This window comes from uncultured Campylobacter sp., assembly GCF_938039245.1.
GTDB lineage: Bacteria > Campylobacterota > Campylobacteria > Campylobacterales > Campylobacteraceae > Campylobacter_A.
Genome location: NZ_CALHVN010000050.1, coordinates 1 through 26,964, shown reverse-complemented (window position 1 = coordinate 26,964; position 26,964 = coordinate 1). Strand labels below are relative to the sequence as shown.

Genomic DNA, 26,964 nt, shown 5'->3' with positions numbered 1-26,964 from the left:
TAGTAAAAATTTAGCTCGGCGGACTATCTTGTCCAGCCTACGCTAAATTTTTACGTCGCTTCTGCTTACAGTTGCGACCGTAAGGGAAGCAAAGCCCTTTCTCGCTTTAGCGTTACGAGCATAGCGAAGTAAAAATCCATCTCACGATACTTCGCCTTGATTTTTTTGCACTAAAATTTGAAGTCAAATTTGGCTAAATTTGTAAATTTCGGCTTCAAATTTTACTCGCCCAAATTCGCGTCATGAAAATGTAAATTTAAAACACGCAGTAAATAAAACGCAAAAAACCGCAAAAGCTCGCAGGCAAAAATACGCGTCAATCGTATCTTTTTCTTTTAGAGCTGCAAGTCTTACCGCTACCGCAACCACAGTCTTTTTGTTTAAATTCTTTCGCATACACAAAATACCCCGCACCAATCGCCAGCACGACCAGAATCGCCGCGTTAAATTTATAAAATAACTTAAAAGAAACAAGACAAAAGACCTCTGTTTTTGTTTTTAAATTTACGCGCTTAGCTCGTCTGATATGCGACCTATCAAAATTTAATCCTATGTGCCGTTTGCGTTTAGAGATAGTTAAAGTTATGCCTTTATCAGAAAAACGTCGTCAAAATAAGCGGTAAGTTAAGACGAAAGCTATATTTTTAATAAGTAGCAAGGCAAGGCAAGGTAGGGCTTAGATATTATAACGGCAAAGATACAAAAAACAAATAAGGCGCTTACAAAGCGATATCTCTACAAAAAAAACTCTATCGTATTTTTGCTAAAATCAATAAGATAGGCTCCGATTAGGTTTCGTTGAGCCGATTCTAAACCCAAAACACCGCCAAAATAAAACTAAAAATGAGCCAAATCCGCAAAGTTCTAAAAAACCAAAAACTAGCCGATGCTATCTGCGGCAGTTTTTACAATCCTTGACGGTTGCTATCACGTTCATCTTTTCGATTAGATTTCCTAATTTTCTCTCCAAATTTTCCTTATACGCATCCAGCGCCTCGCAAAAATCATAGTCCTCTACGCTCCCGCAGCTCTCGCAAACCACATGTATATGAGGATGGCTAAAGATATCGTAACGCGCCTTTTGGTTTGGCATATTGACCTCGACGACTAGCCCCTCGTCTTTGAGCATATTTAGGTTTTTATATACCGTCGCTAGCGATACGGAAGGATTTTCGGCGCAAATCTCTTCGTATAGCTCATCGATCGTAGGATGAGAGTGGCGATCGAGGATTTTTAGTACGCTGAGGCGTTGCGGAGTGGCTTTAAGGCCGCGATTTTTAAGAAGTTCCATATAGTTCATCGTTTTTTCCTAGTATTTTTTCCTAAATATACAAAAAAATTATTTAAAACTTCTTTATAGTTGGTAATATAAATTATTATCTGCTAAAATTTATGTTAAATAGAAGCAAAAATAGCCCAAATTTAATCCAGGCGATATTTTAGCCAAATTTAACGAGACCAAAGGCGCGATTTATAAACCCGCTTAAGCCTCTTTAGCGCAAAAGGTCGCAGCGAGCAAAATTAGCACAAATCAAAATTTACAAAGCATACCTAGTATAAATTCAACCCAAAATCCGCAGTAAAACCAGTCCGATAAAAAGATAAACGAAGATAAAAACAAGTAAAGTATACCTAGCGCGCGCAAATTTGCCTGTGACGCTTAAGGCATGGTAAATCAAAGCAAGAGAGGCAAGACCTAGCATAAAAAGATTTGTTTCGCTCAAATTTTTCGCCCTTTCCGCCCAGATACGCTCGCCAAAACACGTAAAAACGCTTCAGCTCAAATTTGACCCGCCGTTTCGGCTAAAATTTTATCGCAAATGCTTGCCGCGTCGATACCTAGAGTCCTCTCGACATCGGCCGTAGCACCGTGCGGGATAAACGCGTCGTCAAACTCAAAGCTAACGATGCGTACGTCAAAAATGAGCCGCTCCTGCAAAAACGCGGCCAAAATCTCGCCTACGCCGCCTTTTTTTGCGGTATCGGAAAAGACGTACCAAATTTTATGCTTGCACGCGAGCTCTTGCAAAAGTTCGCCGTCAAGCGGCTTAACAAACACTAGGTCAACGAGGCTCGGGTCAAATTTGCCGTCCGTTTTTTCGAGCAAAATTTTGCGCGCGGCATTTGCCTTGCCCGCGGCGTTGCCGTAAGCGATAAAGGCCGCTTCTCCGCCACCCTCGACCAAGATTTCGCCCTTGCCGAGCTTTAGCTCTCGCGCCTCAAATTCGCCCTGCGCCAGCGCAAAAGCTCCGCGCGGATAGCGAAAAGCGCAAGGCCCCTCGTGAGCGTAGGCATAGCGCATCGCTAGCCTAAAACTATCGGCACAGCGAGGCGCGAAAATCGTCAAATTCGGGATCAAATTTAGATAACTAACGTCAAACGCGCCCTGGTGCGTTTCACCGTCCTCGCCGACGATACCCGCGCGGTCCATCGCAAAGACGACGTTTAGATTCATGATCGCGCAGTCGTGCACGACCTGGTCAAACGCCCGCTGCAAAAAGGTCGAATAAATCGCGATAAACGGCTTAAAGCCCTCCTTGGCCATCGCGGCCATAGAGGCGACGGCGTGCTGCTCGGCGATCGCGACGTCCCAAAATCTATCCGGAAATCTCTCCATCAGAGCGTCTATGCCCGTGCCCGTAGGCATCGCGGCGGTAACTCCGACGATATCCTCATGCCTACAGGCGAGGTCTAGCAAATTTTCCGCAAAAAGCGCGGTGGCCGATTTGGCGGCTGATTTTTTGATAGCTTCGCCGCTTCGCAGATCAAACGGACTCACGCCGTGCCAGCTTGCTAGATGCCCCTCGGCCTTTTCGTAGCCCTTGCCCTTTAGCGTCTGCGCATGCACGACGACGGGTTTTTTCATACCTTTTGCGACGCTAAAAGCCTCGATAAGCGCCTTTACGTCGTGACCGTTTACGGGACCGATGTACTCAAGCCCAAGCTCCTCAAAAAACATCCCCGGCGTAAATATCCTGATGCCCTCCTCCATCCTGCGCGCCATATACGCGGCGCCGTCTGGCATATAGCTCAAAAATCTCTCGACTCGGCTTTTAAACTTCTGATACAGCGGCCCTGCCATCATCTGCGAGAGATAGTTGCTAAAGGCGCCGATGGGCTTGCTGATGCTCATTTCGTTGTCGTTTAGGATGATGACGCAGGGATTTTTGATATCGCCTAGCTCGTTTAGCGCCTCGTACGCGATACCCGCACTCATCGAGCCGTCGCCGATAAAGGCCACTGGGATGCGATCCTCGCCCTTTAGCTTGATCGCCTTTGACGCGCCCACTGCAAGCGAGATAGAGGTGGAGCTGTGACCGGCGATAAAGTAGTCGTATTTGCTCTCGGAGGGCTTGGTGTAGCCGCTGATACCGCCGAATTTTCTAAGCGTATCAAATTTATCCCAGCGTCCGGTGATTAGCTTGTGCGCGTAGCTTTGGTGGCTAACGTCAAATATAAACGGATCTTTTGCGGCGTCAAAAACATAGTGCATCGCGACGATAAGCTCGACCGCGCCGATGTTTGAGCTCAGATGCCCGCCGTTTGCGCTGACGGTTTGTAAAATTTTATCTCGGAGCTCCCCGCAAAGCGCTTCGAGCTCCTGCACGTTCATAGATTTTACGTCTATCATTGCCCTATTATCTTTTTGATTTTTTCTAGTCTGGCTTCGATCGTGCCCTCGAGGTTTCCCGCGTCGCTAAGTACGATTGCTCCGCCCGCGCTGATGGCTTCGTCGGCAGAAATTTTGACGTTTTGACCGGAAAAATTTTCTTTGATAAACTCGTAATCTTTCGGATTTACTTTAACCTGCACCTCTTTGGCGTCTTTGATCTCGCCAAAAAGCTCTTTGCATATGGCTGCGGCTATGTTTGCCGAATTTAGAGAAGTCTCTTTTTTTACGACCTCTTTTGCGATCTCGATAGCAGTAGTCGGAAGCTGCGCTTCGCTAGATACGATGAGATTTTCAAATTTAGCCGCCGCTTCTTCTAGCTTATTTATTGAGCCCAGATACCTGCTCTCAAGCGCTTTTAGTTCTTCGTTAAATTTAGCCGCCGCCTCCTCTGCGCCCTGCCTTATGCCGTCTTCTTTGGCGCGCTGGATCTCGCTTTCTAGGCGTTTAGCAAATTCGTTTTCTTGATTTTCGATTTGCATTTGCAGCTTTATCATATTGCCGCTCATCTCGTCGGTGCGTTTTAGCAGCTCCTCGATAAAGCTTGATTCGGGCTTAAAATGCGCACCCTGCTCTTTTGCGTCGTTTAAATTTGAACTCTCTTGCTCACCGGCGTCAGATTTTTGATCCTCGGAGTCCTGCCCACGAGCCGAGTCTTGCTTTTTTTCTTGACCCAGCACCTTAAATCTGTAATTTTCTATAAAATGCTCTTTGGCTTTTTCGCTTGATATTAAACTGCTTTTCATTCTATCATCTCATCGCTTTCGCCTATTTGGAACGCTCCGCTCTCGGCTAGAGCCTGAACCTGCTCTACTATGCGGCGCTGAGCGTCCTCGACGTCTTTTACGCGCACCGCGCCCAAAAATTGCATCTCTTCTTTGAACGAATCGCTGGCGCGCTGGGACATGCTGGAGAGAAATTTCTCTTTAAGCGCGTCGCCGCTGCCTTTTAGAGCGATCATAAGGTCTTTTTTATCTACGTTTTTAAGTATCTCGCGGATAGCTGCTTGGTTGAGGGTATTGATATCCTCAAAGGTAAACATAAGCTCTTTGATCGTCGTAGCGAGCTTCTCATCGACGTCTTCTATATATTCGATCGTAGATTTAGACGCTTTTTGTCCGAGACGATTTAGCACCTCGGCGACGGCTCTTGGACCGCCGACTTCGACCTTGTATGACGTTAGGCTCTCTAGCTTGCCCTCAAGCACGGTTGAGACGCGCTTGATGATAGATGGGCTGATGTCGCCTAAATTCGCCATCCTAACTACAACCTCGCTCCTAAGCTCATCAGGGAAAAACGACAACGTCTCGGCTGCGCTGGTTGAATCCATATGCGCTAAAATAAGCGCGATAGTCTGAGGATGCTCGGTAACGATAAAGTCGGCAAGCTGCTGAGGCTTAACCTTGGTAAGATAGCCGAAACTCTTTGAGTTTTCCATGCTTTTGGCGAGTTTGTCGAGGATCTTTTGCGCAGCTTCCGGACCGAACGTGCGGTATAAAATTTCCTTCGCATAATCAAGTCCGCCGCTTCTTATATATTGATTTGACTGCATCAAGGCGTAAAATTCGTCCAAAACCGCCGAAGCCACAGCCTTATCGACGCTTCTTGCCGTAGCGATGTAGCGTGAAATTTCGGTTATCACATCGACTTCCATATGCGAGAAAAGCTGAGTCGTGGCATCCTCGCCGAGCTGTATGAGCAAGATAGCGACCTTTTCCGGCATTGACAGATCGTCATAGGTCATCTTTTGTTGTTCCGTGAGTTTAATAGAAGCCATCAAATATCCTTACGATTACTAAATTCGGCGTCGTTTTTTATCATATCTTGGAGTAGTACCGCGACCTCCTCAGCGCGCTCTTGAGCCACTAGCTTCATCTTTTCGAGCATCACGTCGTAGCGCAGCTCGTCCTCGTTAAAGTCGCCTCCTACGCCCAGCTGCTCTTCAACCTTTTTCTTAGCGGCCTTAAATTTCTCCAGCGTATCCTCGCTATCGTCAAGCTCGACGATATCTGGCATCGGTTCTGGTTCTTCTTCTTTGACATCCTCAAGCATCTTAGACATAAACGGCACGATAACTTTTTTGTAGAAAAAGTAGAGTAAAATCGCTACGAATATATATTTTAACAGCGGAGCAAAAGGCAAGATATAAAGCTCAAAGAACGAATTTACCTTACTAGCAGGAGTTTGTCCGTCTGGGCGCTGGAATTCGAAGTTACTAACCGTCACTTCATCGCCTCTGTTTTGATCAAAGCCGATAGACTGGCGGATGAGAGCGTCGATTCTATTTAACTGCTTTTCATCAAGCGGCACATAGACTACTTCTTTAGTCGGATTTCCGTTTTCGTCTTTTTTATTTTCGTATTTTCCATCTACTACGACTGCGGCGCTTAGGCGGTTTATCTTAGCAAACTGATCCTTGACGCGTTCGACCTTTTTTGAGATTTCGTAGTTCGTCGTAGATGAGCTTTTAGAGTAGAGTTCTTTCATTTTGCCGTCTTGCAGGCCTTCGACCGGGCCGATGTTGCTTACGGCTCCAGGCACCCCTTGCACTTCGGCTTCTTTGCTGCCTTGGCGCTTTTCTTCGACGTTTTGCTCGCTTCTAGCGACCGAATTTGGATCAAAGGTCTCGCTTTGGCTATCTTTTCTGGCAAAATCAAAATCTATAGTCACCTTAGCCACGACCTTATCTGAGCCGCCCACGATAGGCGATAGGACGTTTATGATCTTTTCTTCTAGGCCTTGCTCGGCGTCGCGCTTATATTTTATTTGTTGAGTGATTTGATCGCTGTCGTATTCGCCGTCCTCTTCGCCTAGCGGAGCTCCATCTTCACTCACGATTTTTACCTGCTCGGGTTTTAAATTTGCTACCGCGGCGGCAACTAAATTTTTAATACCCGTAATTTGCTTTAAATTTAAGCTCTGTCCGTCTTTTAAATTTAAAACGATTGATGCGCTTGGCGGCGTAGCTCGCTCTGTAAAAAGCGTTTCTTTAGGTATCGCGATACGAACGATAGCTTTTTTAATAGGCGCCAAACTCTCGATCGTACGTGCCAGCTCGCCCTCCAAAGCGCGCTGAAATTTAACCTTTTGCTCGGCATCCGTCGCGCCGAATTCTTGCTTATCGAAAATCTCAAAACCGACTTTGCCGTCTTTTAAAATCCCAAGCGACGCCACCGAGATTCTCTCGCGGTAAACGTCGGCATTTGGCACTAAAATCGTACCTTCATTTAAAATTTTATATTTAACCTTATCTTTTTCAAGCTGCTGGATTATCAGCGCAGAGTCCGCTGCGGAGGTATTTTCAAAAAGAACGCTATATCCGTCGTAGTTTACGTTTGAGCTTTTGTAAATGCTTAAAAATACTAAAAATCCAACCACTAAAGCAACCGACCCCATAGCCACTAGCCGCTGTTTTAGCGAGAGATTTTGGTAAATTTGCCCGATTTGTTGAAATATTGCTTTAAAATCCATTTATTTTAAATTTTCCTCGATTTGTTTTAAAACTACATCGTTTTGATTCGGCAATCCAATCGTTATACGAATCGCGTTTAATCCGTAGCCTTTTAGATCACGTAAAATTATACCTTTTTTTAACAGATTTTGAGCAAGCTCGCTTGAATTTTGGCGCTCAAATTCAAAAACGATAAAATTCGTAAAACTAGGCAGACGCTTTATGCCGTGCTTATCGGCAAATTTTTCGTATTTTTTCATCTCTTTAAAGTTTGTCTCAAGCGTCATTTTTACGAATTCTTCGTCTTTTAGCGCTTCTACGGCCGCTTTTAGGCTAAGAGTCGTTATGTTAAATGGAGCCCTTAGTTTTCCCAGCTCGTTCATCACGCTTTGCTCGCCGATGCCGTATCCTACGCGCATACCACCAAGGCCGTAAGCCTTAGAAAACGTACCTAGATATATCGCGTTTGGAAATTTAGCTATGAGCTCACGAGGCTTTATCTCTTTTTTCGCGTCTTTAAATTTAGCAAACTCCTGATACGCGCCGTCAATGACCACGAGCGTGTCGGCGTCAATCTGCTCTAAAAACTTATAAATTTCCTCGGCGTCTAGGCAGCCTCCAAGAGGATTATTAGGTACGCACAAAAATATCACGCCGATCTCGTCTTTGTTAGCCTTGTAAATTTGCAAAAAATCGCCTAGATCGTGTTCTTTGCTCTTTGTTTTAAAGACCTTCGCGCCAGCTGCTTTAGCGTAAATTTCATACATCGCAAATGTTATGCCCGCGGTCAAAATTCCCTTATTCGCGTTTGCTTTTGCGTGCACGGCAAATTCTATTATCTGATCGCTTCCGGAGCCTATTACGATAGATTTTTCGCTGACGCCGAATTTTCTAGCTAGCGCGGCCTTTAGCTCGAAGTAGCTGTCGTCGGGGTAGAGATGCATTTTATTTACTATCTCGCCGATCGCTTTTACTACCGCAGGGCTCGTACCGTAGGGGTTTTCGTTGCTGGCCAGCTTGATGACGTCTTTTGCGTCGATGCCGTATTCACGCACGACTAGCTCGATAGGTTTGCCCGCCTCGTAGCTTACTAAATTTGCCAAATTTTCATTAAATCTCATCTCATTCCTCCCACGCGACGTAGCTTCCTAGCCACGCGATTTCGTGGCCGTAACTTATCGCTTTTTGTATCGCTTTTTGGACGTTGTCGTCGTCGATGTGCCCCTCGAAATCTATATAAAAATTCGCCTTAAATTCGCGCTGTTTTATCGGGCGGCTCTCCAGCTTGGTGATATTTATACCCTCGTCTCTAAATGCCAAAAGCAGCTCCACTAGCCCGCCGGGACGGTGTTCGGTCTTTGCTAGGATAGAAGTTTTATTCTTTTGCGCTCGCTCGTTTTTAAAATCGCTTAAAATAAAAAATCTCGTGCGGTTTGCGGCATTATCCTCGATCGTCTCGAACAAGATCGGCACGCCGTAAAGCTTGGCTGCGATCTTAGAACAGATGGCGGCCGAGTTTGGCTCGCTACCGGCTAGCTGCGCGGCCTGCGCGGTCGATTTTGCCGGGATAAACTCGACGGCTGAAAGCATGTGATCGTCTAAAAATTTGCGGCATTGATTGTAGCCTTGCGGGTGCGAGTAGATGCGTTTAATGTCTTTTAAATTTTCGCATTTGCTAGCAAAAATGTGGTGGATATCCATGTAAATTTCAGCCGCGACCTTGACGCTATCAAATCGCCCGAGGCAGTCTAGCGTAGCGCCTACCGCGCCTTCGGTGTTATTTTCTATCGGCACGACGCCGTATTTGGCCTCTTTGTGCTTTAGTTTCGTAAAAACCGCCTCGATGCTAGCTAGCGGCAGATACGCGCTCATCGCGCCAAAACGGCTCTCGGCGGCTTGGTGCGTGTAGGTGCCCTCAGGCCCTAGATAGGCGACTTTTTCAGGCATCTCGAGGTTTCTACTGACGGCGAAAATCTCAAGATAAATCGCCTCGATCGCGGCCTTGTTTAAAAATGCGGAGTCTTGTCCCTCAAGGCGGTTTAGGATAGCTCTTTCGCGCTCGGGGCGGTAAATCGCACTGCCGCTGGTTTGCTTTAGCTCTCCGATCTTTCGCACGAAATTCATACGCTCGTTTAGGCGCTTTAGCACCTCGTCGTCGATCTTATCTATCTCGCTTCTAAGGTCGTTTATGTTTTGCATTTTCGCTCCCTAGCCTAAAAATTCTCGCTCCAGCGCCACTACGTCTTCAAAACTCTCGCGGCGCCTAATCATAAAGTCCTCGCCGCCCTTTACCGCAACCTCCGCAGCGCGCCCACGAGTGTTATAGTTGCTGCTCATCGCAAAGCCGTATGCGCCCGCTGATTTGATAACGACGAGATCGCCTGGGTTTAGAGGCGGTAAATTTCGGTCTTTTGCGAGGAAATCGCCGCTCTCGCATATCGGCCCGACAACGTCGCAAGGGCTAAATTTGAGCTCCCGAAGCTGCTCTTTTTTACACTCGCAAAGAGTCTTGCTGCCGCTAAGAGCAAAAATTTTATGCTTAGCTTGATAAAGACTCGGGCGGATAAGGTCGTTCATCGCGCCGTCTACGATCACAAAGCGCTTTTCTTTATTAAATTTCTCGTAAAGCACGCTAGTTAGAAAATATCCCGCGTTGCCGACGATAAAGCGTCCCGGCTCGCAGACTACCGTGACATCCAGTCCGCTTAAATTTGCCAAAATACCCTGCGCGTATTCGTATAGATCAGGCTCGCTCTCGTCGCCGTAAACGATACCTATACCGCCGCCGACGTCAAAAAATTTGATGTCGATTTGCGCCGCCTTTAGCTCGCGAGCCAAATTTGCCACGATCTTTGCCGCTTCGATAACGGGCTTGATGTCGGTTAGCTGCGAGCCGATGTGGCTATGGATGCCCACGGGCTCGAGATACGGCGAGTTTTTAGCGTGAAGATACATTTTTTTGGCCGTTTGCAGATCCACGCCGAATTTATTTTCGTTTAGTCCGGTTGAGATGTAGGGGTGAGTTTTAGCGTCGATGTCGGGATTTACGCGGATACTGATGCGAGCGGACTTGTCTAGCTGTTTTGCGATCGCTTCCAGGCGGTTCATCTCGGCTTCGCTTTCTAAATTTATCATCAAGATTTCATTTTCCAGCACAAATTTGAGTTCGTCGTCGCGCTTACCCACGCCGCTTAGGATGATCTGGTAGTTTTTAGCCCCCGCTAGCAGCGCGCGCCTAACTTCGCCTACGCTCACGCAGTCAAATCCGGCTCCAAGCCCGGCTAAAAATTTCAAAACGCTTAAATTTGAGTTTGCCTTAACGGCGTAACATACGAGAGATTTTCTAGCGTGAAAGGCGTTTTTTAGCGCTTCGTAGCGGTGCGCCATATAGTCAAAATCGTAAACGTAAAGAGGAGTGCCGTATTTTTGTGCTAAATTCGTAAAATCCATAACTAGCCTTGTTTAAAAATAGTTAGATTTTACAGAAATTTTGCCTAAATCTCTCTTAACGACTTTTAAAATGTAGATAAAAAGCGTATGCGCCGAGTAAAATAATCGGTAAAAGCACGCCGATCTCGGGCGAGACGACGCCGTTTCTGGCAAACCTCATCATCACAAAAAGCGCACCCCAGACGCAAAGCGAGGCTATCGTGAAGATAAAGCTTTTTAAGGCGAGGTTGAAAAATCGTCCCGTAACCGGCAAAAAATAGTAAATAATAAGCACCATAAAAGGCGCAAAAAACGGCGCAAAAGCAAGGTTGTAAAGCGTCGTTTTGGTCGAATTTAGCCCGATACCCTCGTCTTTAAACGCTAAAATATAATCCACCGCATCAGAAATCGTGATCGCCGAATTCTCTGCCGACGCGCTTTCTATCGTTTTTGGTTTAAAGCCTTCAAGCGTTTTTAACCCGCTTGGCGTTTTAATATCGAGTCCTTTTTCGCCCAGTTTGATATTTTGCGGTAAATTTACGATTTTCGCCTCTTTTAAAAGCCACGCGTCATCTACGAATCTAGCGCTACGTCCAAACGTAGCAGCGCGCAAATCGCTACCGTTTACGTCAAATATCCGAACGTCTTTAGCTTCGCCGCTAATCGGGCTGAGGCTATCTATATAGATAAATTTGCCCTCGAATTTTAAGAAAATATCCGAGCTCGTACGCGATAAATGCGAGAGTTTAACGATATTTCTGGCGTATTCGTAAGAGTAGGCAAACGGCGTAAAATTTAATCCGACGTAAATAAACGTGATAGCAAGCGCTATATAAAAAGGCGGCTTTATTAGGCGATTTTTGTCGATACCCAGCGCGTAAAAGCTAACTAGCTCGTTGCTACGGATCATGCTAAATTTGCTAGTTATCAGCGCAAAAATGAGCGCAAGCGGCAAGACGTAGTTTACCGCCGTAAGCGAGGTAAGTCCGAAATAAAGCAGCTTTAGGTTCGCACTTGCGGGCATATCTTTTAGGTTGGTTAGGATGTCGATACCGACGTAAAAAAGCGTGAGCGCGATAAACAAGATCGCGAAGTATTTAAAATAAAGCCAGCCGACGTAACGCGCGTAAAGGTTCATTTAAGCTCTTTTAGATCAAATTTTACGCACGATGGAATGCATACAAAAGCGGCGATACCGAAAATACCGTAAACTTGCCCTGCAAATTTATTATTTGAGCCATGCTGCAAATATGCATCCTTTGCCGCCATAATGACGCTTAAATTTGTCGCTTTTTGGCTAGACGGAAAATAGACTTGTTTTATGCTCTTAAAAAATCCAAATTTAAGCTTTCGTCCGAGCGTTTTTTTCGTAAATTTTATAAACTTGCGAGTAAAGTTTTTAAGCAAATTTATAAAATTTACGGTAAAGAAGATTAGGCGCAAGACTTTAAATTTGGACTCTAAATTTAACCGATTTTTGAGCGCTTTAAAAAGCCATAAAATTTGAGAAAACGTAAAAGTCGCAAATGCCAAATTTAATCCTCTCACAAAATGCCTTTTTTTGTTGAAAATTTTTGCGAAACGGCGTCGATATCGGTTTTTATTAGCTCATTTAGTGCATTTTCGCAGTAGCCTAAAATCTTTTCCAGCCCCTCTTTTTCATCTGCGCTAAATTCGCCAAGCACGTGGCTAGTTACCGCACTTTCACCTTTGTGCGCGCTTCTGCCTATTCCGATACGTACGCGCTCGTAGTCTGCGCCCATTAAGGCATCGATTGATTTTAGCCCGTTATGTCCGCCGTTTCCGCCGCCTTTTTTAAATTTAACGACGCCGAAATTTAGATCAAGGTCGTCGTGAATAACGATAATGCGCTCAGGTTTGTAAAAATCGGCGACTGCTTTTACGCTTCGTCCGCTTAGGTTCATAAAGGTCGTCGGTTTTAGAAGAAGTAAATTTTGAAATTTAAACAGCTCGCCTTGAAATTTAGCTGAGCTTACGTCAGTGAAATTTGAGTTTTTGAGTCTATCTATCAGCATAAAGCCGACATTGTGTCTTGTTTTGGAGTACTCGGGACCGGGATTCCCCAGTCCGACTATGAGTATCAAGGCTAGCCTTATTTAGCTTTTATTACGCCTAGAACCGCTACGCGGTCGGCATCGATCATAGTGACGCCCGCAGGAACGGCTATATCGCGCACCAACACGGTATTGTCTATATCAAGACCGCTAACGTCTATGTCAAATGAATTAGGCAAATTTTCAGCCGTGCATTTTACGGCTAAGCGTCTTTTGGAGATGATCAAAACGCCTTTATTTTTTAGACCGACCGGAGTTCCGTAAGGCTTAACCGGGATCATATATTTTGAGACGACGCCTGGAAGCGCAACCTTTAAATCAACGTGTTTTAACGCGTTTGTCACAGGATCTTTTTGATACTCGACTACTACGACTTTTAAGGTTTTTCCGCCTACTTTTACGTCAAACGCAAGGCTCTCTTTTTTGCGAACCTCTTTTATAAAATCGTTGATTTTAAAAGCGGCTTGCACATTCTCTAATCCCTTGCCGTAAATGTTGGCGATTAGATAACCATCTCTTCTCAAGGCTTTTGACGCCTTTTTACCGATACTCTCTCTAACGATACCTTCTAACATCGTTTCCCTTTCCTTAAAAATAGAGGCAGATAATACCCAAATTTATATAAATTTCGCCTTACTTGATATCTTTAAGCGCGATAATCTCGCTTTGAAACTCTTTTAAAAGCTCGTCGTCTTCCTCGATGGAGGCAACCATAGCTCGCTTTTTAGCAAGGTCTGCGCTTTTGATTTTTATATCGAGATTTTCCCTTCTGCTCGCGCTTCTTAGCGCTTCTTCTTTCGTAATAACGCCCGCGGTATACATGTCTAGCAAATGCTGCTCAAAGGTCTGCATCCCATAGGTGTTTTTACTTTGTTCTATCGCATCGTAAATTTCGCTATCTCTATCCTCGAGAATCATATCCCTTACCCTGATGTTTTTTACCATTATTTCGCAGGCGACACGGCGTTTGCCGGCCGTAGTTAGGACCAGACGCTGAGAGATGATAGCCTCGGAAACCGATGCGAAAGTCATTCTTATGCGGTTTTGCTCCTCTTTTGGAAACATATTTATGACGCGGCCTATAGTTTCTTTAGCATCAAGTGTGTGAAGCGTTGCAAGCACTAAGTGGCCGGTTTCTGCGGCATTTATCGCGGTTCTAACAGTCTCCAGGTCTCTCATCTCACCCACGAATATAACGTCCGGGTCTTCGCGCAAAGACGCCCTTAACGCATCGGCAAAGCTATCGACGTCTTGCCCGATAGCGCGTTGGTTAATAACGCTTCTATCGTCATTATATATAAACTCGATCGGGTCTTCGATAGTTACGATATGATAGTTTTTCGTATGATTTAGATAGTTTATCATGCTAGCTAGCGTCGTAGTTTTGCCGCTTCCGGTCGGACCGGTTACGAGCATAATGCCTCTATTTACCTTGTCGCAAAGTTTCTCGATAATAGGCGGTAGCAAAAGCTCGGACATAGTAGGAATCCTAGTCGGAATCGTTCTAAAAACGAAAGATACGCCGTCCATCTGCAAAAAAACGTTTGCGCGGAAGCGAAAATCATCGTTTAGCTTGTACGTAAAATCTACGTTCTTTTTTTTCATGAGATTATAATAATTCGTTCCCAAAATTTCCTTAGCCAAAAGTACGGCCCTATCGTAATCCAAAACCCTATCGCCCATCTTTACGATCTCGCCGTTAAATCTACCTCGTACTACTTTACCAGATTTTACGTGCAGGTCGCTTCCGCCGCCTTCGATTAGCTTTAGCAGATACTCGTCAAGCTTATTTTTTATCTCGGCTCTTTCTTCGCTATCGTCCTCCGTCGCTGCGCCTACGCCAAATCCTTGCGGTGCAAAAGGCTCTGCGACATCTGCGACAAGATCGGCTAAAAGCGCGGCTCTATCTACTCGTGCCGGCTTGGCAGGCTCGTTTTGAGGGCTTAAATTTAACCTGGCTACGCTTCTAGCATCTAAATTTTGTTCATCCCGTCGCTCTTTTGTTTGTTTTAGATTTATCTCTTGTGCTACCATTTGAGGCTCGCTTTCATGTATCTTTTCCAATTTTTCCTCGTTTTTGATAATAAATTTTGGTGCCGAATTTTCTTTATCGTCGCTTTTCTCGCTTTTTTCTTGCATTAAGCTTGGCGTTTGCAAATTTAGCTCTTCTGCGCTTTTTTCGTCTGTTTGAGCCACTTGTTCTAAATTTCTGCCAAATTTAGGCTCTTCGCTCAAAATCGCATCCTCATTCGCTTCGTCTTCATCTTCGCTAGGCTCGTAAGGAACGTAATCTAAAATATCTATCACCGGTTTTAGCTCTACGTCAGGCTCGGCCTCTTTAAGGCAAGGCAAATCCTCATCTTTTATCTCCAGCACGTCTTTGTGGGCTTCGTCGATTATTTTCGCGTCGTTTTTACCAGCTAGATAGGCTCCGGTCTGCAACAAAGGCAAGTCCGAATTTAGCGCTGTCTCGCCGTTAAAACCAACCTCGTCTTGCGCCGGCGCGTCTTTGCTATCTATTTCGGTATCATATTGCTTAAAAGCGTATTCTTCGTCGTTAAATTTAATCTCATCCTGAGCGGGTATACCCTCACCGTCATTAAATTTATCGGAGGCGTCCATTTTATCTATCTCGTGCAATGCTTCGCTTATCTCTTGCAAATTTTTATTTACGTCTAGTTTAAGTTCTAAAGGCTCGTAAAGACCGCTAAAATCGTTATTCTCGTAATCATTGGGCTTGGTATCGCCTTGGGACGGCTCGTTTAGGGTATCGTTTGTCTGCGCTAAATCATCGTCGTCTACTAGTTTTATCTTAGGCAAATCCTCATCGTCAAATTTAACCGACGGTATACGCGCGACAAATGTCTCGTCGCTAGGCTCATCCTTGCTAAAGGATTGGTTTAAAGATTCGTCGTCTGGTTTGCCCTCTTGCGAGATTTGATCTAAAACCTCGTTCTTAAATTTACCGTCGCTAGATGGGTTGTCAAAAAGCTCTTCTTTGAGTTCGTCACTGCTCGCATCCTGCGCGGACTCTGTAGACTCGTTTACAGCAGCCTCTCTAGCCTGCGCCATCTGCTTATTTTTGGCTCTGACGGCTTCTATGTCGCTTTTTACGGCATTTGCGCGCTGGTTTATTATGCGCTCAAGCTCGTCGTCCCTAGTGTCGAATTTTATGCTAGAGCCGATAGGTTCGTAGTCTTTAACCTCTTCTTGCTCTACCGAAGTAAATCTTAAAGGCTTCATTTTAACGCTTTCATTATATCTTCAAATGCCGTCACAAACTGCTTTAAGCCGTCGTTTAGCAAGTCTTTGTAAACCTTTTCCATGTCTATGTCGGCTCTTTTTACTACGCCGAAAAATTTCTCTATACTGTCATCGCTAACTGCGGTTTTAGGTTCGTTTTTGCTAGCGATAAAAGCTTTGATAGTATCAAGCGGAGCCGTATTTACCGCATTTTGATACATTAGCTCTTTTACATAATAATCTTTTGCCAGCTCGTCGCCCTTTACGCCCGTACTAGCAAACAGCGCTCGCGTCGTCGGCAGGTTTTTGTTTTCTATGATTTTGTAAATTTTAGTCGCGTTCATGATGCCGATTTGACCCGTCGGTAGCGAGTTCTCGCGCATTTTTTCATCTAGCAAGCGATCAAACCTGCTAACAAAAATGCTAATCACGCTTTTTGGCAGCGGAGTTAGCGGAAATTTTTTCTCATAAGCTTTCACGCCCTCTTCAAAAGCGTCCAAACACGCTACGGCTTGCTCCGGCGAGAAAATCAGCGTCGCATTTACCGCGATACCGCGCGCGCTTAGAGCGCTCATCGCTTCAAAGCCCGCTTTTGTCGCGGGGATTTTGATCATGACGTTTGGCATGCCGATCTCCGCGTGTAGTCTAGCGCCCTCGTCCACCGTAGCCGTGGCGTTATCGCAAAAGCTAGGATCGACCTCGATGCTAACAAATCCGTCGTCGCCGTTTGCGTAATGCCTCAAAAGCTTGGTCGCGGCTATCTTGATATCTTGCACCGCGAGCGCCTCGTAAAGCGCCTTTGGATATTTTTTGCCCATTTGGCCGATGACGTCTTTGTAGGAGTCCGACAAAAATGCGGCTTTAAAGATGGACGGGTTTGAGGTCACGCCGTTAATAGCGCCGATTTTAAGCAAATTTTCAAACTCGTCTTGCAAAAAGTCGCGCTCGATAAAGTCACACCACAATGAAAAATTTATATCGTTATTAAACATTTTTCTCGCCTTTTATATCAAATTTATGATCTCGCGCAAATCTTTTTTATCCACGCAACAAGTTGCCGCTTGCCTTAAAATTTGCTTCGCGCAAAACGCGATTTTCAAATTTGAATGCTCAAACATGGATAGGTCGTTGGCGCCGTCGCCTACGCTCATCGTCTGCTCTTTTGAGATACCAAGCATTTTTTGCAAATTTACAAGCATCGAGCCCTTTGAAAAGCCAAACATCATCTCGCCGCCCACGAGTCCGGTTAAGACGCCGTTTTTGTGGTGCAGGATGTTTGCAAAGCTAGCGTCAAATTTGAGCTTCTCTTGCGCTCTGTCCGTGCCCGAGTGAAATCCTCCGCTAAAAACTACGACCTTGACGCCTTTGCTTTTTAGATGCGCTATTAGCTCGGCGGCTCCGGGCATGAGCGGCAAATTTGAGCAAATTTCATCTACTTTAGCAAGCTTAAGCCCCTTTAAAAGCGATACGCGGCGCGTCAAGCTCTCGAAAAAATCAAGCTTGCCCACCATCGCCTTTGCCGTTATCTCGCTAACTTCGTCTCCGACGCCGTTTGCCGCGGCTAAAAAATCTATTGTCTCGCCGTCCATCAGGGTCGAGTCAAAATCAAATACGCAAAGCTTTATCAAATTTAGCCCTAAAAATCGCGTTTTAGCAGTGCTTCGACTTTTAAAATCGTAAGGATATTATTGTCTCTTTTGCCGATACCGTAAATCATGCCTTTGTCTTTTAAAAGCGTTTCAGGCGGCGGATCGATTCTATTTTGCTGTATCCTGATGGCTTCCGTTAGCCTGTCGATCACAAATCCCGCGACGTTATCGCCCTCTTTCATCACGATATACCTCGTACTTGGGCTCGGTTTTGCGGCGTTTAGAGAAAATTTCTTTCTCAAGTCGATTAGCGGGATGACGCTACCGCGTAGGTTAAACACGCCCAAAACATACTCCGGCACGCTAGGCACGCGAGTGTATTCGATAGGCTTAATGATCTCTTGGATATTTAAAATAGGTATCGCATACTCCTCGTCGCCTACGATGAAACCGACTAGCTGGACGATCTCCTCGCGCTCTTTTTCGCTAGGATCCATCACCTGTCTTTTTTGTCTTTTTAGAACCTGATTTAGTTTGTCGTTCATGTTCTATCCTATTAGTTTGATATTTTTTCTAACTACGTTTTCAAGATACTCGGACGAATACGGCTTGGTGATGTACTCGGTCATTCCTACCTCCACGCCTCTTAGCCTGTCGGTCTTTGACGTCCTTGATGTTACCGCTATGAGCGGCAAATTTCTATATTTTGAATACTTTCTAATTTCGCCCGCTAGCGTATAGCCGTCCATTCTTGGCATCTCGATATCTATTAGCATCGCATCAAGCGCATGTTCGCCCGATTTTACGATAGCTAGAGCCTCTACGCCGTTAGTGGCCTCGATAACCGTTACGCCAAGAGGGGCAAGCGATTTTTGCATGATCGTTCTATCCATCTTCGAGTCGTCTACGATTAGCACCTTATAATCGCTCGGTTTTTCTTTTACGCTTTTTGAGGCCTCTATACTAGCTTTTATGTCTACTTTTATATCTTTTGCCATCTCCATCATCATGCCAACGTCTATGATTAGCGTTACCCGGCCGTCGCCTCTTATCGTAGCGCCTGCGATTCCGGGGATGTTTTGGAGATAATCGCCCATTGATTTAATTACGATCTCTTCTTGTCCTACTAGACTATCTACGATGATGCCAAGCTTTGCCTCCGCTACGCCGATAACGACCACGTAGGTCTGATCTCCGCCGTCAAAGACCTGCTTGACGCCGAAGATGTCTGAGAGCTTAACCAGCGAAAGTACTTCGTCGCGTAGTCTAAGCACGTTTTTGCCGTCGATCGTGTAGATATCATCGATCGGCACTCGCACGGTCTCTAAGACGCTTGCTAGAGGGATAGCGAAAAATTCCTCCTGCGCGCCTACTAAAAGCGACTGGATAATGGCTAACGTGAGCGGGATTTTTAGCTTCATCGTCGTACCCTTGCCCACTTCGCTTTCGATATCGATTATACCGTTTAGCTTTTCGATATTGGTCTTTACGACGTCCATTCCCACGCCGCGGCCGCTTACGTTAGTTACCTTTGCCGCAGTAGAAAATCCCGGCTTAAATATAAGCCCAAACGCCTCTTTGTCGCTCATCGCGTCAGCTTCGCGCTCGGTGATGATACCTTTTTCGACCGATCTAGCCTTTAGCATCTCAGCATCTAGTCCTTTGCCGTCGTCGGTGATCTCGACTACGATATGATTGCCTTCATTGTAGGCTTTGAGCTGGATAGTGCCTTTTTCCGGTTTTCCAGCAGCTAGTCTGGTTGCGCCGTCTTCGATACCGTGGTCGCACGAGTTTCTTATCATATGAACGAGAGGATCACCGATTTGCTCAACGATAGATTTATCCAGCTCCGTCTCTTCGCCCGTGATCTCAAGGTCGATTTGCTTATTTAGTTCGCGGCTTAGATCGCGGATCATGCGAGGAAATTTATTAAACACTTTCGCGATAGGCAACATCCTCGTTTTCATAACGGCTAGCTGTATGTCGGTAGTTACCAGGCTTAGGCTGGATACGACTTGATTTAGCTCCTCGAGGAATTTTTCGCCCTCGTATCTCTCCTCGACGTCGTCGTAAATTTTAAGCAATCTGTTTTTGCCAAGCACCAGCTCGCCGATAAGGTTCATCAGATGATCTAGGCGTTTAACCTCGACGCGTATAGTCTGCTCGTCCGTGCTTCCTCCGCCTCCGGTCGCAGGAACTTTCTTCTCCTCTTTTTTATCGGCCGGCTTTGCGGGAGCGGGTTTTGGAGTCGGAGCCGAATTTGAGGGAGCGGTAGCTTGCGGCGCGGCCGGTGCGGCAGGCTTTGGCGCTTCGCCTCCGGTTGCTTTTTGAGCGCGTCTTGCTTGATCCTCGGCTTTTCTTATTTTTAGCAGTCTTTCTATCTCAGCCTCTACCTCATCATCGCTTAAATTTGACAAATTTTCATCGCTAACGGGTTCTGGCTCAGGCTCTTTTGGCGCCTCCGCTACCGGCTCGGGCTCTACGGGAGCCGGATTGCTAGCAGCAGCGCTCGGAGCTTCGCCTTCAGATATCGCGGTTAGTCTTTTGCAGATATCTTCTATATCGATGCCCACATCCGTGTCGTTACCGCTATCTCTGATGCCGTGCAGCAGTCCTTTCATCATATCCACGGACTCTAGCACCACGTCCATTATGTCCGGAGTTATTTTTAGCTCGTCGCGGCGGGCTTTGTTTAGTACGTCCTCCATGTGGTGGGTGAGCTTAGTAAGTATGTCGAAATTTAAAAAGCTTGATGATCCTTTAACCGTATGCGCGACGCGGAAAATTCTATTTAAAAGCTCTAAATCCTCGGGATTTGACTCAAGCTCTATGAGGTCATGGTCTATTTGTTCTACTAGTTCGAAGGCTTCGACTAGGAAGTCTTCCATTATTTCTTTCATATCGTCCATGATTTCCCCCTTATTTCTTGTGCGCCTCGATTACTCGAAGCACCTCGTTATAAAATAGCGTCGCATCAAATTTAGTCAGATACGCCGCAGCTCCCGCTTCCCTACTTTGAGCTTCGCTGTAGTCGTTGCTTAGAGACGAGTTAAATATAATAGGAATTCCCGCGTACCTAGGATCGTCTTTTATCGTCGAGGCAAATCGGTATCCGTCCATCTGCGGCATCTCTATATCGCTCAATATGACCCTTAAAAAATTGCTTAGCTTATCGCCGTACATCTCGTAAAGATCCTCCATCCTAGCAAGCCCCTCTACGCCGTCTTTTGCCTCTACCACTTTTAGCCCCATTTTTTCTAGCGTGTCTTTTACGAGCTTTCTAGCCGTCGAGCTATCGTCTAGCACTAGCGCCAGGCCGCTTAAAAGCTTGCTTTGATCGATTTCGACTTCTATTTTTGGACTATAGATGCCAAGCTCTTCGACTACGCTTTCAAGATCTAGTATGAGCAAAACCTCGTCGTTTTCGATGCGAGTTACGCCCGTTATTTTACCTTTATCTAGCGTCCCTGCATTTGAAGCAAAGGTCGCCGCCTCGATATCAGCCCAGCTTATACGCCTAATGCGTTTTGCCTCATGGACGATAAAACCTATCAAAATTTCGCTAAATTCGGCGATGATGACGCGAGGCTTGATCGCCGCGTCTTTGGGCTCATTTATCTGCATCCATTTGGCTAAATTTATCACGGGTATTACGACCCCGCGTAAATCAAAAATCCCCTCAATATACTCGGGTACTCCGGGAAGTTCGGTTAAATTCGGCATTTTGATGATTTCGCGCACCTTTGCGACATTGACGCCGTATATACCCTCATATACCTTGTCGCCTGATTGTTTAAAGATACGAAAATCAACAAGCTCCATCTCGTTTGAACCGGTTTTTAGTTCACCGTTGTTAAGCATTTTAAACCTTTACGCTCTTTCGAGCAAACTTGATATTTGGAACGTATTCTACTATAAAATAGCTTTGCTCGCATGCAAAAGACGGCACGTTTACATATTTTTGAGAACCAAGCTCAAAAATATCGCCTTGATGATAGTGCCCCTCGATGACGATATCGGCCTTACAAATACCGTTATACCGATATACTTTAGCTTCGGCTAGCTCTTTAAAATTAGGGATTTTATAATCTAAAATTTTTCGTTTAAGCTTATTTAAAATTCGTTTCGAGAGTCTGAAATTTAAAAATTTATCGAAAAAATTCATCGTTTTTAAAAAAAATTCGACGCGTAAAAATCTCAAAGCGTATTTTGAAACCAAAGGTAAAAATATATCTCCGTGCGCGATAAAAACGCATTTTTGGCACTTTGAAACAAATTTAACCGGCTGCGCGCCGATAGGATAGGTTTTGACGTTTTTAAAAAGCGGGGCGAGGTTAAAATCGTGATTTCCCTCAAAATAATAAATTTCCGTTTTTTTGCTTATCTCGTTTATGACATCGATATAAGGCTCGTAAAATTTGACAAAAAACTCGCACTGCGCGGCTAAGAAATCAAACATATCGCCCATCAAAAACAGCTGCGGCGTCTTTATCTCGCCGCTTTTTAACGCGTACAAAAAGCGTAGGAAATTTTTACGGTTTTCGTTTTCGTGCGAGTCGGCGATAAATATCGCTCCCTCTTTTATAACGATTTGCTCAGGCATAAAATTTTGCTTTTTTAAGCGTTAAATTCGCAGCTGCAAGCCTAAAGTCTCGCAAACTTAGCAAGGCAAATTTTGCTAAAGCGATTTTTAAAAATTTAGCACTTGGCAAACTTGAAATTTTAAAACCGGCAGTCAAATTTAAAGGCGATAAAATCTGCATCAAAGCAAATTTCCTCGCTACCCCCGGTAGCGTAAATTTTACCGCAAGTTTGGCGATATTTGCCGCATTTAGGGTTTTTTTGTTTAACCTAAAAACGGCCGCAAAACTATCCGCCCTGCGAATAAATTTGAGACTAACCGCCCCCGCAAACTCTCTCATCAGTCCTCAAATTTTATCGGCTTGTAGCTAACCGATACTATTTCTACGTCGCTTCTGCCGTTTGGCAAATTTAGCGCGACCTCGTCGCCCTCGCTCTTGCCGATTAGCTGTTTGGCTAGAGGCGAGTTTATAGAGATGAGACCGCGCTCTAGGTTACTCTCCGGCGTACCTACTAGCGTGTAGGTCTTTTCTAGCTCGGTTTCTACGTCCATGATGACGACTGTTGAGCCGAATTTCACTTTATCGTGCTCGTACTCTGCGGGGTCGATTACCTTAGCGCGGCTTACTATGTCGCTTAGCTCGGCGATACGGCTCTCGATAAACGCCTGCTTTTCGCGTGCAGCGTGGTATTCAGCATTTTCTTTTAGGTCGCCGTGACTGCGCGCGATGTCGATTTCTTCGACGATATTGGGCCTTTCGACCGTCTTTAGGTTTTTTAGTTCGTTCGTGATTTTTTCATACCCGAAAAGCGTCATAGGTTCAGTCATTTTTTATCCTTTTTAGTTGTTAAAATTTGCGCCACATTTGCGGCAGAGCCGTATTTTAGGTATCTTCGCAGCCTTTCGCAGCCAGCGATAAATTTCTTTTTATCGCAGCTCTCGTAGGCTTTTATGAGATTGCCGGGCGTTACTTCCTCTTGTAGCAGCTCCTCGTGCAGCGACTCTTCGCCCATAAAATCAAACATTATATTTGCAAGCCCGATGTGGCGCAGCTTCACAAACATCCGCGCGATCATTATATCGATTGCCTTTGCCTTATAAGCTAAAACAAACGGCGTACCCACGAGCGCGGCCTGTAGCGTCGCGGTACCTGAGCAGATGAAGGCAAACTCGCTTTGCAAAAGCGCGCGCGGCGCGTCCGTAACCACGCTAAAGTCGCTAACGTCGCCGTAAATTTGCATTTCGTTTACTAAAAAAGGCGGGACGACTAGCAGTTTTTCTTTATCTTTTATACGGCTTGCTACCTCGAGAAAAATCGGCATCAAACGCGAAATTTCAGCACGGCGGGATCCGGGCATAAAGGCAATCTTGTCGCTTTGCAAAAGCTCGTTTTTTCGTACTCGCAGCTCATCAAGCAGCGGGTGTCCGACGTAGCGCGATCGGTTAAAATACATCCCGTCAAAGGGCAAAATCGAAGCCAAATGATCGCAGTACGCCTCGACCTTCGCCACGCGTCCGGCCTTCCACGCCCATACCTGCGGCAAGATGTAGTAGGTTACGGGCGTTTTGATGCCCGCTTCTTTGATTGCCTTAGCTAGCGGCAGGTTAAAAGCTGGGCTGTCTATCACCAGCACGGCGTCGCACTCTGCGGCAAGGCGAGTCATCTCTTTTATGGCGCGTTTTGCCTTAAAATAAAGCGGCAAAACCTCCACAAAGCCCATCGCGGAAAACTCCGAGCTTGGCATAAAAGGTTCGCCCAATTTCTCGTCAAAAATGCCTTTTAGCTCGCACTCTGGCAGATGCTCTAAAACCTGCTCGAAGTGCAAATTTGCAGAAGCCTCCAAACAAGAGACGAGTAGCTTCACTGATTGCCCTCAAATTCGCTAGCTACGTACGCAAGCTCAGCCGCGCGCTCTTTAGTCATCTGCAAATAGCAATCGGCCGCATCTAGACGGTGAATCGTTCCTTGCGGAGGATAAAAAGCGCATTTGGCCTCTTTATAAGCGACCCATTTGCGCTGTATATCTTTTAGGATTTTTTTATTTTCGTCGTTTAGTACGCTCATAGCCTTTTTATAGTTTTCGTTTAAAATTTTATCTTGGACGGCGAATTCAGTATTTATACACCCTACCATACCGGCGGTAGAGCTATCTTTTTGCATGCATTCATCTACGCGTTCTTGCGATTCGTCCCTTTCTTCAAGATTCGTCTCTAAATTCGACGGCGAATTTGACGAAGGCTTTGTCTTTATCGCTAGTTCTTGCGCGCTAAAAACGAGGCTTGCCGCAAAAGCAGCAAAAATAAATTTTTTAAGCATATTTTACCCTTTAAATTTAACGGGAATTATCGCCTAAAACGGCTAAATAAACAATAAAATTTAAATTTATAAGAAAAATTCGGATTTTAAAATTTGAAAGGTAAATGCGTAAATTTAAAAAACCCAAAGCCCGCAGGCCTTGGGTTTTGGGGTTTATTTAAAATTTAGATTCTTAACGTCTTCGTCGGCTTTTTTCATAGCTTCGGTAGGCGCTACGCCGATAGGATATTTATGTCCTAAAGAAGCAGGCGCAGGAACCGGAGTAGCCTCTTGAGTTAGCTTAATGCTGATGCCATAAGGCGCAAGCTCGTTAACTAGCTCGGTTTGTCCTTGGCGAGCAAATTCTTTACATTGACCTAGGATTCTAGCCGACTCTTCGTCTCCGTGGAAGCCGTAGCTGTTTTCGCTAAATGCGAAGTCCCAGCGGATGTGAGTTTTGCGGTGCAAGTAAAGAGTCTTTTCAAGAGCCTTACTGATAGCTTCTTTTCTCTCTTTTTCATCGGCGATCGAAGCAAATTTTTCGTGCTTAGCTAGCTCGGCTCTGGCCGTTTTTACGTCTTGGATCAAAGAAAGTAGCGCGTTTTCGCAGTTTCTTAGCTCGTAAGCGTGGCGATTTTGTACGAATGAAATTCTATCTTTTAGCACTTGTTCGCTTTGCGGGTGGCAAGTTTTGCAAGCCGCATTTATATTGGCTAGAGGAGTTAAAATTTCGTGCTCAGTGATCTTTTGAGCGCCTTCGCGTTTATACGGCATGTGGCAGTCTGCGCACGTTACGCCGCTTCTTCCGTGGATGCCGGTCGAGCTTAGCTCGGCCTCTGAGTGCTGCATCTTGATGATTTTAGCGCCGGTATCTTTGTGGATGTAGTCAAATTTAAATCCGTCCTCTTTGGCTAACTGATCGTCATAGTATTGGTCGAAATTCTCGATCTTAAACGGCTCGTCTTTCTTCCAGAAATTCCAAGGGAAGGTTAAAACGGATTCTTTGCCTGCAGGATAGTATTCTACGTGGCACTGCATACAAACGTAGCTTCTCATCTCTTGTCTGGTGGCCTTTATACCGCTTTTTGCGTCGGCTTGGTAGCCTCTAGCGACCATTGCGTTCACGAATGCGGGTCTTGTAACTCTTAGACTCATATCATCTGGCGAGTGGCAGTCTGCACAGGTGCTACCTAAGTGCGAGCCGTGGATAGTTTCGCCGTGTTTAGCCGCGATTTTTTTCATGACGTCGAAATACGGGATAGAGTTCATCTTCGTCCACGCGGCTTTTCTCTTTTCGCCTTCCTCTTTAGGCATTACATCGAAAAACGGCATAGGCTTAGTCGCAGCAGACGTAGGATCGGCAGTTAGGTTATAATCGCCATCAACTTGAAGCGCGGTTAAATATCCGGTGTGGCAATTGACGCAATATCCTGGCTGACCCTTAAATGCAGGAAGCCCGTGAGCGTTTAGATACTCTTTATCGTTTCTTTTGGTTTCGATCTGATCTATCTGAGAGTAGTAGTGAGTTCTAGGTTTGCTGTAATCTACGCCGAATGCATAGCCGTTCCAAAACACCGTAGCCGCAGGCCAGCGAATAATCTTGCTATAAGGTAAATCTCCGCCGAAAGCCGTTTCTACAAATTCGCTTCCTTTTGGATTTGCGTCGCTTTTATGCTCCATTTTTTTGTAAGCATCGAGCTGATTTGGGAAATTTGCGCCCCATTTTTCAAAATCAGGCTCAAGCTCGCTTACTTTATTGAGCATTAGCGGATACATCTTTTCTTCGGCTTTTTTAGCGCCGATATCCGTAAAAAGCGCGAACATAGCCGCACCGAGTACGACAGCCACTAAGAAAGTAGCTACATACAACACTTTGTTTTTCATTTTATCCTCCTGTTAAATTTTAAAAGTTATGCGCATGTCCCGCTTCGCGGTGGCAAGATATACATCTTAAAGGCTCATTTGAGTTGCCTTGATGCTCTTTGAGATTTTTATCAAACGGTTTTGCCGCTCCTATAGCGCGCGGATCGATAACGTTTGAGACGTATTCTTTATGGCAGTCCATGCAGTTTTCCTGAACGACTCTTTTTGTTTTTTCGTTTGCGGTAAATGCGTAAGGATTGTCTTTAAAAGTAACGGCATACGCGTGTCCTAGGCCGCTTTGAGCCTTCATGATCCAATATCCTATAAAATCATGCGGCAAATGGCAGTCGTTACAGGTAGCGACGTTTTGGTGTCCGCCTCTTGACCAGCTTTCGTAGACTTGATTCATCACGTGACAATTTTTACAGGCTGCGGGATCCGGACTAAAGTATGAAAATCCCTTGGCATAGTAAAAAGTGTATAGTCCGTGACCGATAACCACTCCAAACGATAGCAACAAAAGAATGACCCAGATGGATGCTTTTTTCTTCGTGTTTTCCATGACGGGCTTTCTAACCTCCATTATAAATTTAAATAAAACTTAACTTTATTTATTGGACGTATTTTATAATCTTAATACTTAAAGTTTGTTTTAAAATTTAACATAATAAAAATTAAATTTAAAGATTGGTTTTATATTACTTAAATATTATAATAAGCATTATCATTATTTGAGTTATTCAACTCCGTATTTTCTTTGTTATAT

26 protein-coding genes are annotated in these 26,964 nt (G+C 45.2%); all 26 read right to left on the bottom strand.

From position 1 onward, the window contains the following. Positions 1-889 precede the first annotated feature (889 nt). Positions 890-1,300, bottom strand: coding sequence for a Fur family transcriptional regulator (locus tag Q0218_RS08995; protein ID WP_297968845.1), 411 nt, complete (start codon positions 1,298-1,300; stop codon positions 890-892). A gap of 262 nt (positions 1,301-1,562) precedes the next feature. Beyond that, positions 1,563-1,724 carry a hypothetical protein gene (locus tag Q0218_RS08990; RefSeq protein ID WP_297968843.1) on the bottom strand — a complete coding sequence of 54 codons (162 nt, stop codon included), beginning with the start codon at positions 1,722-1,724 and terminating at the stop codon, positions 1,563-1,565. A gap of 56 nt (positions 1,725-1,780) precedes the next feature. Next, the gene (gene dxs, locus Q0218_RS08985; RefSeq protein ID WP_297968847.1) at positions 1,781-3,628 is read right to left on the bottom strand and encodes a 1-deoxy-D-xylulose-5-phosphate synthase; all 1,848 of its coding nucleotides are present in this window, start codon (positions 3,626-3,628) and stop codon (positions 1,781-1,783) included. Continuing rightward, the gene (fliH, locus tag Q0218_RS08980) at positions 3,628-4,416 is read right to left on the bottom strand and encodes a flagellar assembly protein FliH (protein ID WP_297968841.1); all 789 of its coding nucleotides are present in this window, start codon (positions 4,414-4,416) and stop codon (positions 3,628-3,630) included. The genes dxs and fliH overlap by 1 nt, the downstream gene beginning before the upstream one ends. After that, on the bottom strand, positions 4,413-5,447 hold the full coding sequence (gene fliG, locus Q0218_RS08975; RefSeq protein ID WP_295144237.1) for a flagellar motor switch protein FliG: 1,035 nt from the start codon (positions 5,445-5,447) through the stop codon (positions 4,413-4,415). Before fliG ends, fliH begins: the two co-directional genes overlap by 4 nt. Beyond that, positions 5,447-7,141, bottom strand: coding sequence for a flagellar basal-body MS-ring/collar protein FliF (gene fliF, locus Q0218_RS08970; RefSeq protein WP_297968838.1), 1,695 nt, complete (start codon positions 7,139-7,141; stop codon positions 5,447-5,449). Before fliF ends, fliG begins: the two co-directional genes overlap by 1 nt. Next, positions 7,142-8,242, bottom strand: a complete 1,101-nt coding sequence (gene hisC, locus Q0218_RS08965) for a histidinol-phosphate transaminase (RefSeq protein WP_297968836.1) — start codon at positions 8,240-8,242, stop codon at positions 7,142-7,144. Position 8,243: 1 nt separating this feature from the next. Beyond that, positions 8,244-9,320 carry a prephenate dehydratase gene (gene pheA, locus Q0218_RS08960; protein ID WP_297968834.1) on the bottom strand — a complete coding sequence of 359 codons (1,077 nt, stop codon included), beginning with the start codon at positions 9,318-9,320 and terminating at the stop codon, positions 8,244-8,246. 9 nt (positions 9,321-9,329) lie between these two features. Then, positions 9,330-10,571 carry a diaminopimelate decarboxylase gene (gene lysA, locus Q0218_RS08955; RefSeq protein WP_297968832.1) on the bottom strand — a complete coding sequence of 414 codons (1,242 nt, stop codon included), beginning with the start codon at positions 10,569-10,571 and terminating at the stop codon, positions 9,330-9,332. Positions 10,572-10,626: 55 nt separating this feature from the next. Continuing rightward, entirely contained in the window at positions 10,627-11,688 is a 1,062-nt protein-coding gene (locus Q0218_RS08950; protein WP_295144820.1) for an LptF/LptG family permease, read from the bottom strand. Next, complete coding sequence (locus Q0218_RS08945) at positions 11,685-12,098, bottom strand: hypothetical protein (protein WP_297968830.1); 414 nt, start codon at positions 12,096-12,098, stop codon at positions 11,685-11,687. Before Q0218_RS08945 ends, Q0218_RS08950 begins: the two co-directional genes overlap by 4 nt. Beyond that, positions 12,095-12,655: an aminoacyl-tRNA hydrolase gene (gene pth, locus Q0218_RS08940; protein ID WP_297968828.1), complete on the bottom strand. Its 561-nt coding sequence runs from the start codon at positions 12,653-12,655 to the stop codon at positions 12,095-12,097. The genes Q0218_RS08945 and pth overlap by 4 nt, the downstream gene beginning before the upstream one ends. 8 nt (positions 12,656-12,663) lie before the next feature. After that, complete coding sequence (locus Q0218_RS08935) at positions 12,664-13,200, bottom strand: 50S ribosomal protein L25/general stress protein Ctc (protein ID WP_297968826.1); 537 nt, start codon at positions 13,198-13,200, stop codon at positions 12,664-12,666. Between the two features lie 58 nt (positions 13,201-13,258). Next, positions 13,259-15,868 (bottom strand): PilT/PilU family type 4a pilus ATPase, encoded by a 2,610-nt coding sequence (locus Q0218_RS08930; RefSeq protein WP_297968824.1) that lies wholly within the window; start codon positions 15,866-15,868, stop codon positions 13,259-13,261. Then, complete coding sequence (locus Q0218_RS08925; RefSeq protein WP_297968823.1) at positions 15,865-16,860, bottom strand: transaldolase; 996 nt, start codon at positions 16,858-16,860, stop codon at positions 15,865-15,867. The genes Q0218_RS08930 and Q0218_RS08925 overlap by 4 nt, the downstream gene beginning before the upstream one ends. A gap of 12 nt (positions 16,861-16,872) precedes the next feature. Further along, on the bottom strand, positions 16,873-17,496 hold the full coding sequence (gene serB, locus Q0218_RS08920; RefSeq protein WP_297968821.1) for a phosphoserine phosphatase SerB: 624 nt from the start codon (positions 17,494-17,496) through the stop codon (positions 16,873-16,875). A gap of 8 nt (positions 17,497-17,504) precedes the next feature. After that, complete coding sequence (locus tag Q0218_RS08915; RefSeq protein WP_297968819.1) at positions 17,505-18,002, bottom strand: chemotaxis protein CheW; 498 nt, start codon at positions 18,000-18,002, stop codon at positions 17,505-17,507. Positions 18,003-18,005: 3 nt separating this feature from the next. Further along, positions 18,006-20,366, bottom strand: a complete 2,361-nt coding sequence (locus Q0218_RS08910; RefSeq protein WP_297968817.1) for a chemotaxis protein CheW — start codon at positions 20,364-20,366, stop codon at positions 18,006-18,008. A gap of 10 nt (positions 20,367-20,376) precedes the next feature. Beyond that, the gene (locus Q0218_RS08905; RefSeq protein WP_295144797.1) at positions 20,377-21,318 is read right to left on the bottom strand and encodes a chemotaxis protein; all 942 of its coding nucleotides are present in this window, start codon (positions 21,316-21,318) and stop codon (positions 20,377-20,379) included. Between the two features lies 1 nt (position 21,319). Next, positions 21,320-22,060 carry a UDP-2,3-diacylglucosamine diphosphatase gene (locus Q0218_RS08900; protein WP_297968815.1) on the bottom strand — a complete coding sequence of 247 codons (741 nt, stop codon included), beginning with the start codon at positions 22,058-22,060 and terminating at the stop codon, positions 21,320-21,322. After that, positions 22,053-22,379: a hypothetical protein gene (locus Q0218_RS08895; RefSeq protein WP_297968813.1), complete on the bottom strand. Its 327-nt coding sequence runs from the start codon at positions 22,377-22,379 to the stop codon at positions 22,053-22,055. Before Q0218_RS08895 ends, Q0218_RS08900 begins: the two co-directional genes overlap by 8 nt. Beyond that, a complete protein-coding gene (gene greA, locus Q0218_RS08890; protein ID WP_297968811.1) occupies positions 22,379-22,867 on the bottom strand; it encodes a transcription elongation factor GreA in 489 nt (162 codons plus the stop codon). Before greA ends, Q0218_RS08895 begins: the two co-directional genes overlap by 1 nt. Beyond that, a complete protein-coding gene (lpxB, locus tag Q0218_RS08885) occupies positions 22,864-23,904 on the bottom strand; it encodes a lipid-A-disaccharide synthase (protein WP_297968809.1) in 1,041 nt (346 codons plus the stop codon). The genes greA and lpxB overlap by 4 nt, the downstream gene beginning before the upstream one ends. Further along, complete coding sequence (locus tag Q0218_RS08880; RefSeq protein ID WP_297968807.1) at positions 23,901-24,356, bottom strand: lysozyme inhibitor LprI family protein; 456 nt, start codon at positions 24,354-24,356, stop codon at positions 23,901-23,903. Before Q0218_RS08880 ends, lpxB begins: the two co-directional genes overlap by 4 nt. Positions 24,357-24,509: 153 nt before the next feature. Further along, positions 24,510-26,219, bottom strand: coding sequence for an ammonia-forming cytochrome c nitrite reductase subunit c552 (locus Q0218_RS08875; RefSeq protein WP_297968805.1), 1,710 nt, complete (start codon positions 26,217-26,219; stop codon positions 24,510-24,512). Positions 26,220-26,238: 19 nt separating this feature from the next. Further along, a complete protein-coding gene (gene nrfH / locus Q0218_RS08870) occupies positions 26,239-26,760 on the bottom strand; it encodes a cytochrome c nitrite reductase small subunit (RefSeq protein WP_039895119.1) in 522 nt (173 codons plus the stop codon). Positions 26,761-26,964: the final 204 nt, after the last annotated feature.

Coding starts and splice junctions, on each gene's coding strand:
- Q0218_RS08995 (WP_297968845.1), bottom strand. CDS start 1,300: ATGAACTATATGGAACTTCTTAAAAATCGCGGCCTTAAAGCCACTCCG.
- fliH (WP_297968841.1), bottom strand. CDS start 4,416: ATGAAAAGCAGTTTAATATCAAGCGAAAAAGCCAAAGAGCATTTTATA.
- fliG (WP_295144237.1), bottom strand. CDS start 5,447: ATGGCTTCTATTAAACTCACGGAACAACAAAAGATGACCTATGACGAT.
- fliF (WP_297968838.1), bottom strand. CDS start 7,141: ATGGATTTTAAAGCAATATTTCAACAAATCGGGCAAATTTACCAAAAT.
- hisC (WP_297968836.1), bottom strand. CDS start 8,242: ATGAGATTTAATGAAAATTTGGCAAATTTAGTAAGCTACGAGGCGGGC.
- pheA (WP_297968834.1), bottom strand. CDS start 9,320: ATGCAAAACATAAACGACCTTAGAAGCGAGATAGATAAGATCGACGAC.
- lysA (WP_297968832.1), bottom strand. CDS start 10,571: ATGGATTTTACGAATTTAGCACAAAAATACGGCACTCCTCTTTACGTT.
- Q0218_RS08950 (WP_295144820.1), bottom strand. CDS start 11,688: ATGAACCTTTACGCGCGTTACGTCGGCTGGCTTTATTTTAAATACTTC.
- Q0218_RS08935 (WP_297968826.1), bottom strand. CDS start 13,200: ATGTTAGAAGGTATCGTTAGAGAGAGTATCGGTAAAAAGGCGTCAAAA.
- Q0218_RS08930 (WP_297968824.1), bottom strand. CDS start 15,868: ATGAAGCCTTTAAGATTTACTTCGGTAGAGCAAGAAGAGGTTAAAGAC.
- Q0218_RS08925 (WP_297968823.1), bottom strand. CDS start 16,860: ATGTTTAATAACGATATAAATTTTTCATTGTGGTGTGACTTTATCGAG.
- Q0218_RS08915 (WP_297968819.1), bottom strand. CDS start 18,002: ATGAACGACAAACTAAATCAGGTTCTAAAAAGACAAAAAAGACAGGTG.
- Q0218_RS08910 (WP_297968817.1), bottom strand. CDS start 20,366: ATGGACGATATGAAAGAAATAATGGAAGACTTCCTAGTCGAAGCCTTC.
- Q0218_RS08905 (WP_295144797.1), bottom strand. CDS start 21,318: ATGCTTAACAACGGTGAACTAAAAACCGGTTCAAACGAGATGGAGCTT.
- Q0218_RS08900 (WP_297968815.1), bottom strand. CDS start 22,060: ATGCCTGAGCAAATCGTTATAAAAGAGGGAGCGATATTTATCGCCGAC.
- Q0218_RS08895 (WP_297968813.1), bottom strand. CDS start 22,379: ATGAGAGAGTTTGCGGGGGCGGTTAGTCTCAAATTTATTCGCAGGGCG.
- greA (WP_297968811.1), bottom strand. CDS start 22,867: ATGACTGAACCTATGACGCTTTTCGGGTATGAAAAAATCACGAACGAA.
- Q0218_RS08880 (WP_297968807.1), bottom strand. CDS start 24,356: ATGCTTAAAAAATTTATTTTTGCTGCTTTTGCGGCAAGCCTCGTTTTT.
- Q0218_RS08875 (WP_297968805.1), bottom strand. CDS start 26,219: ATGAAAAACAAAGTGTTGTATGTAGCTACTTTCTTAGTGGCTGTCGTA.
- nrfH (WP_039895119.1), bottom strand. CDS start 26,760: ATGGAAAACACGAAGAAAAAAGCATCCATCTGGGTCATTCTTTTGTTG.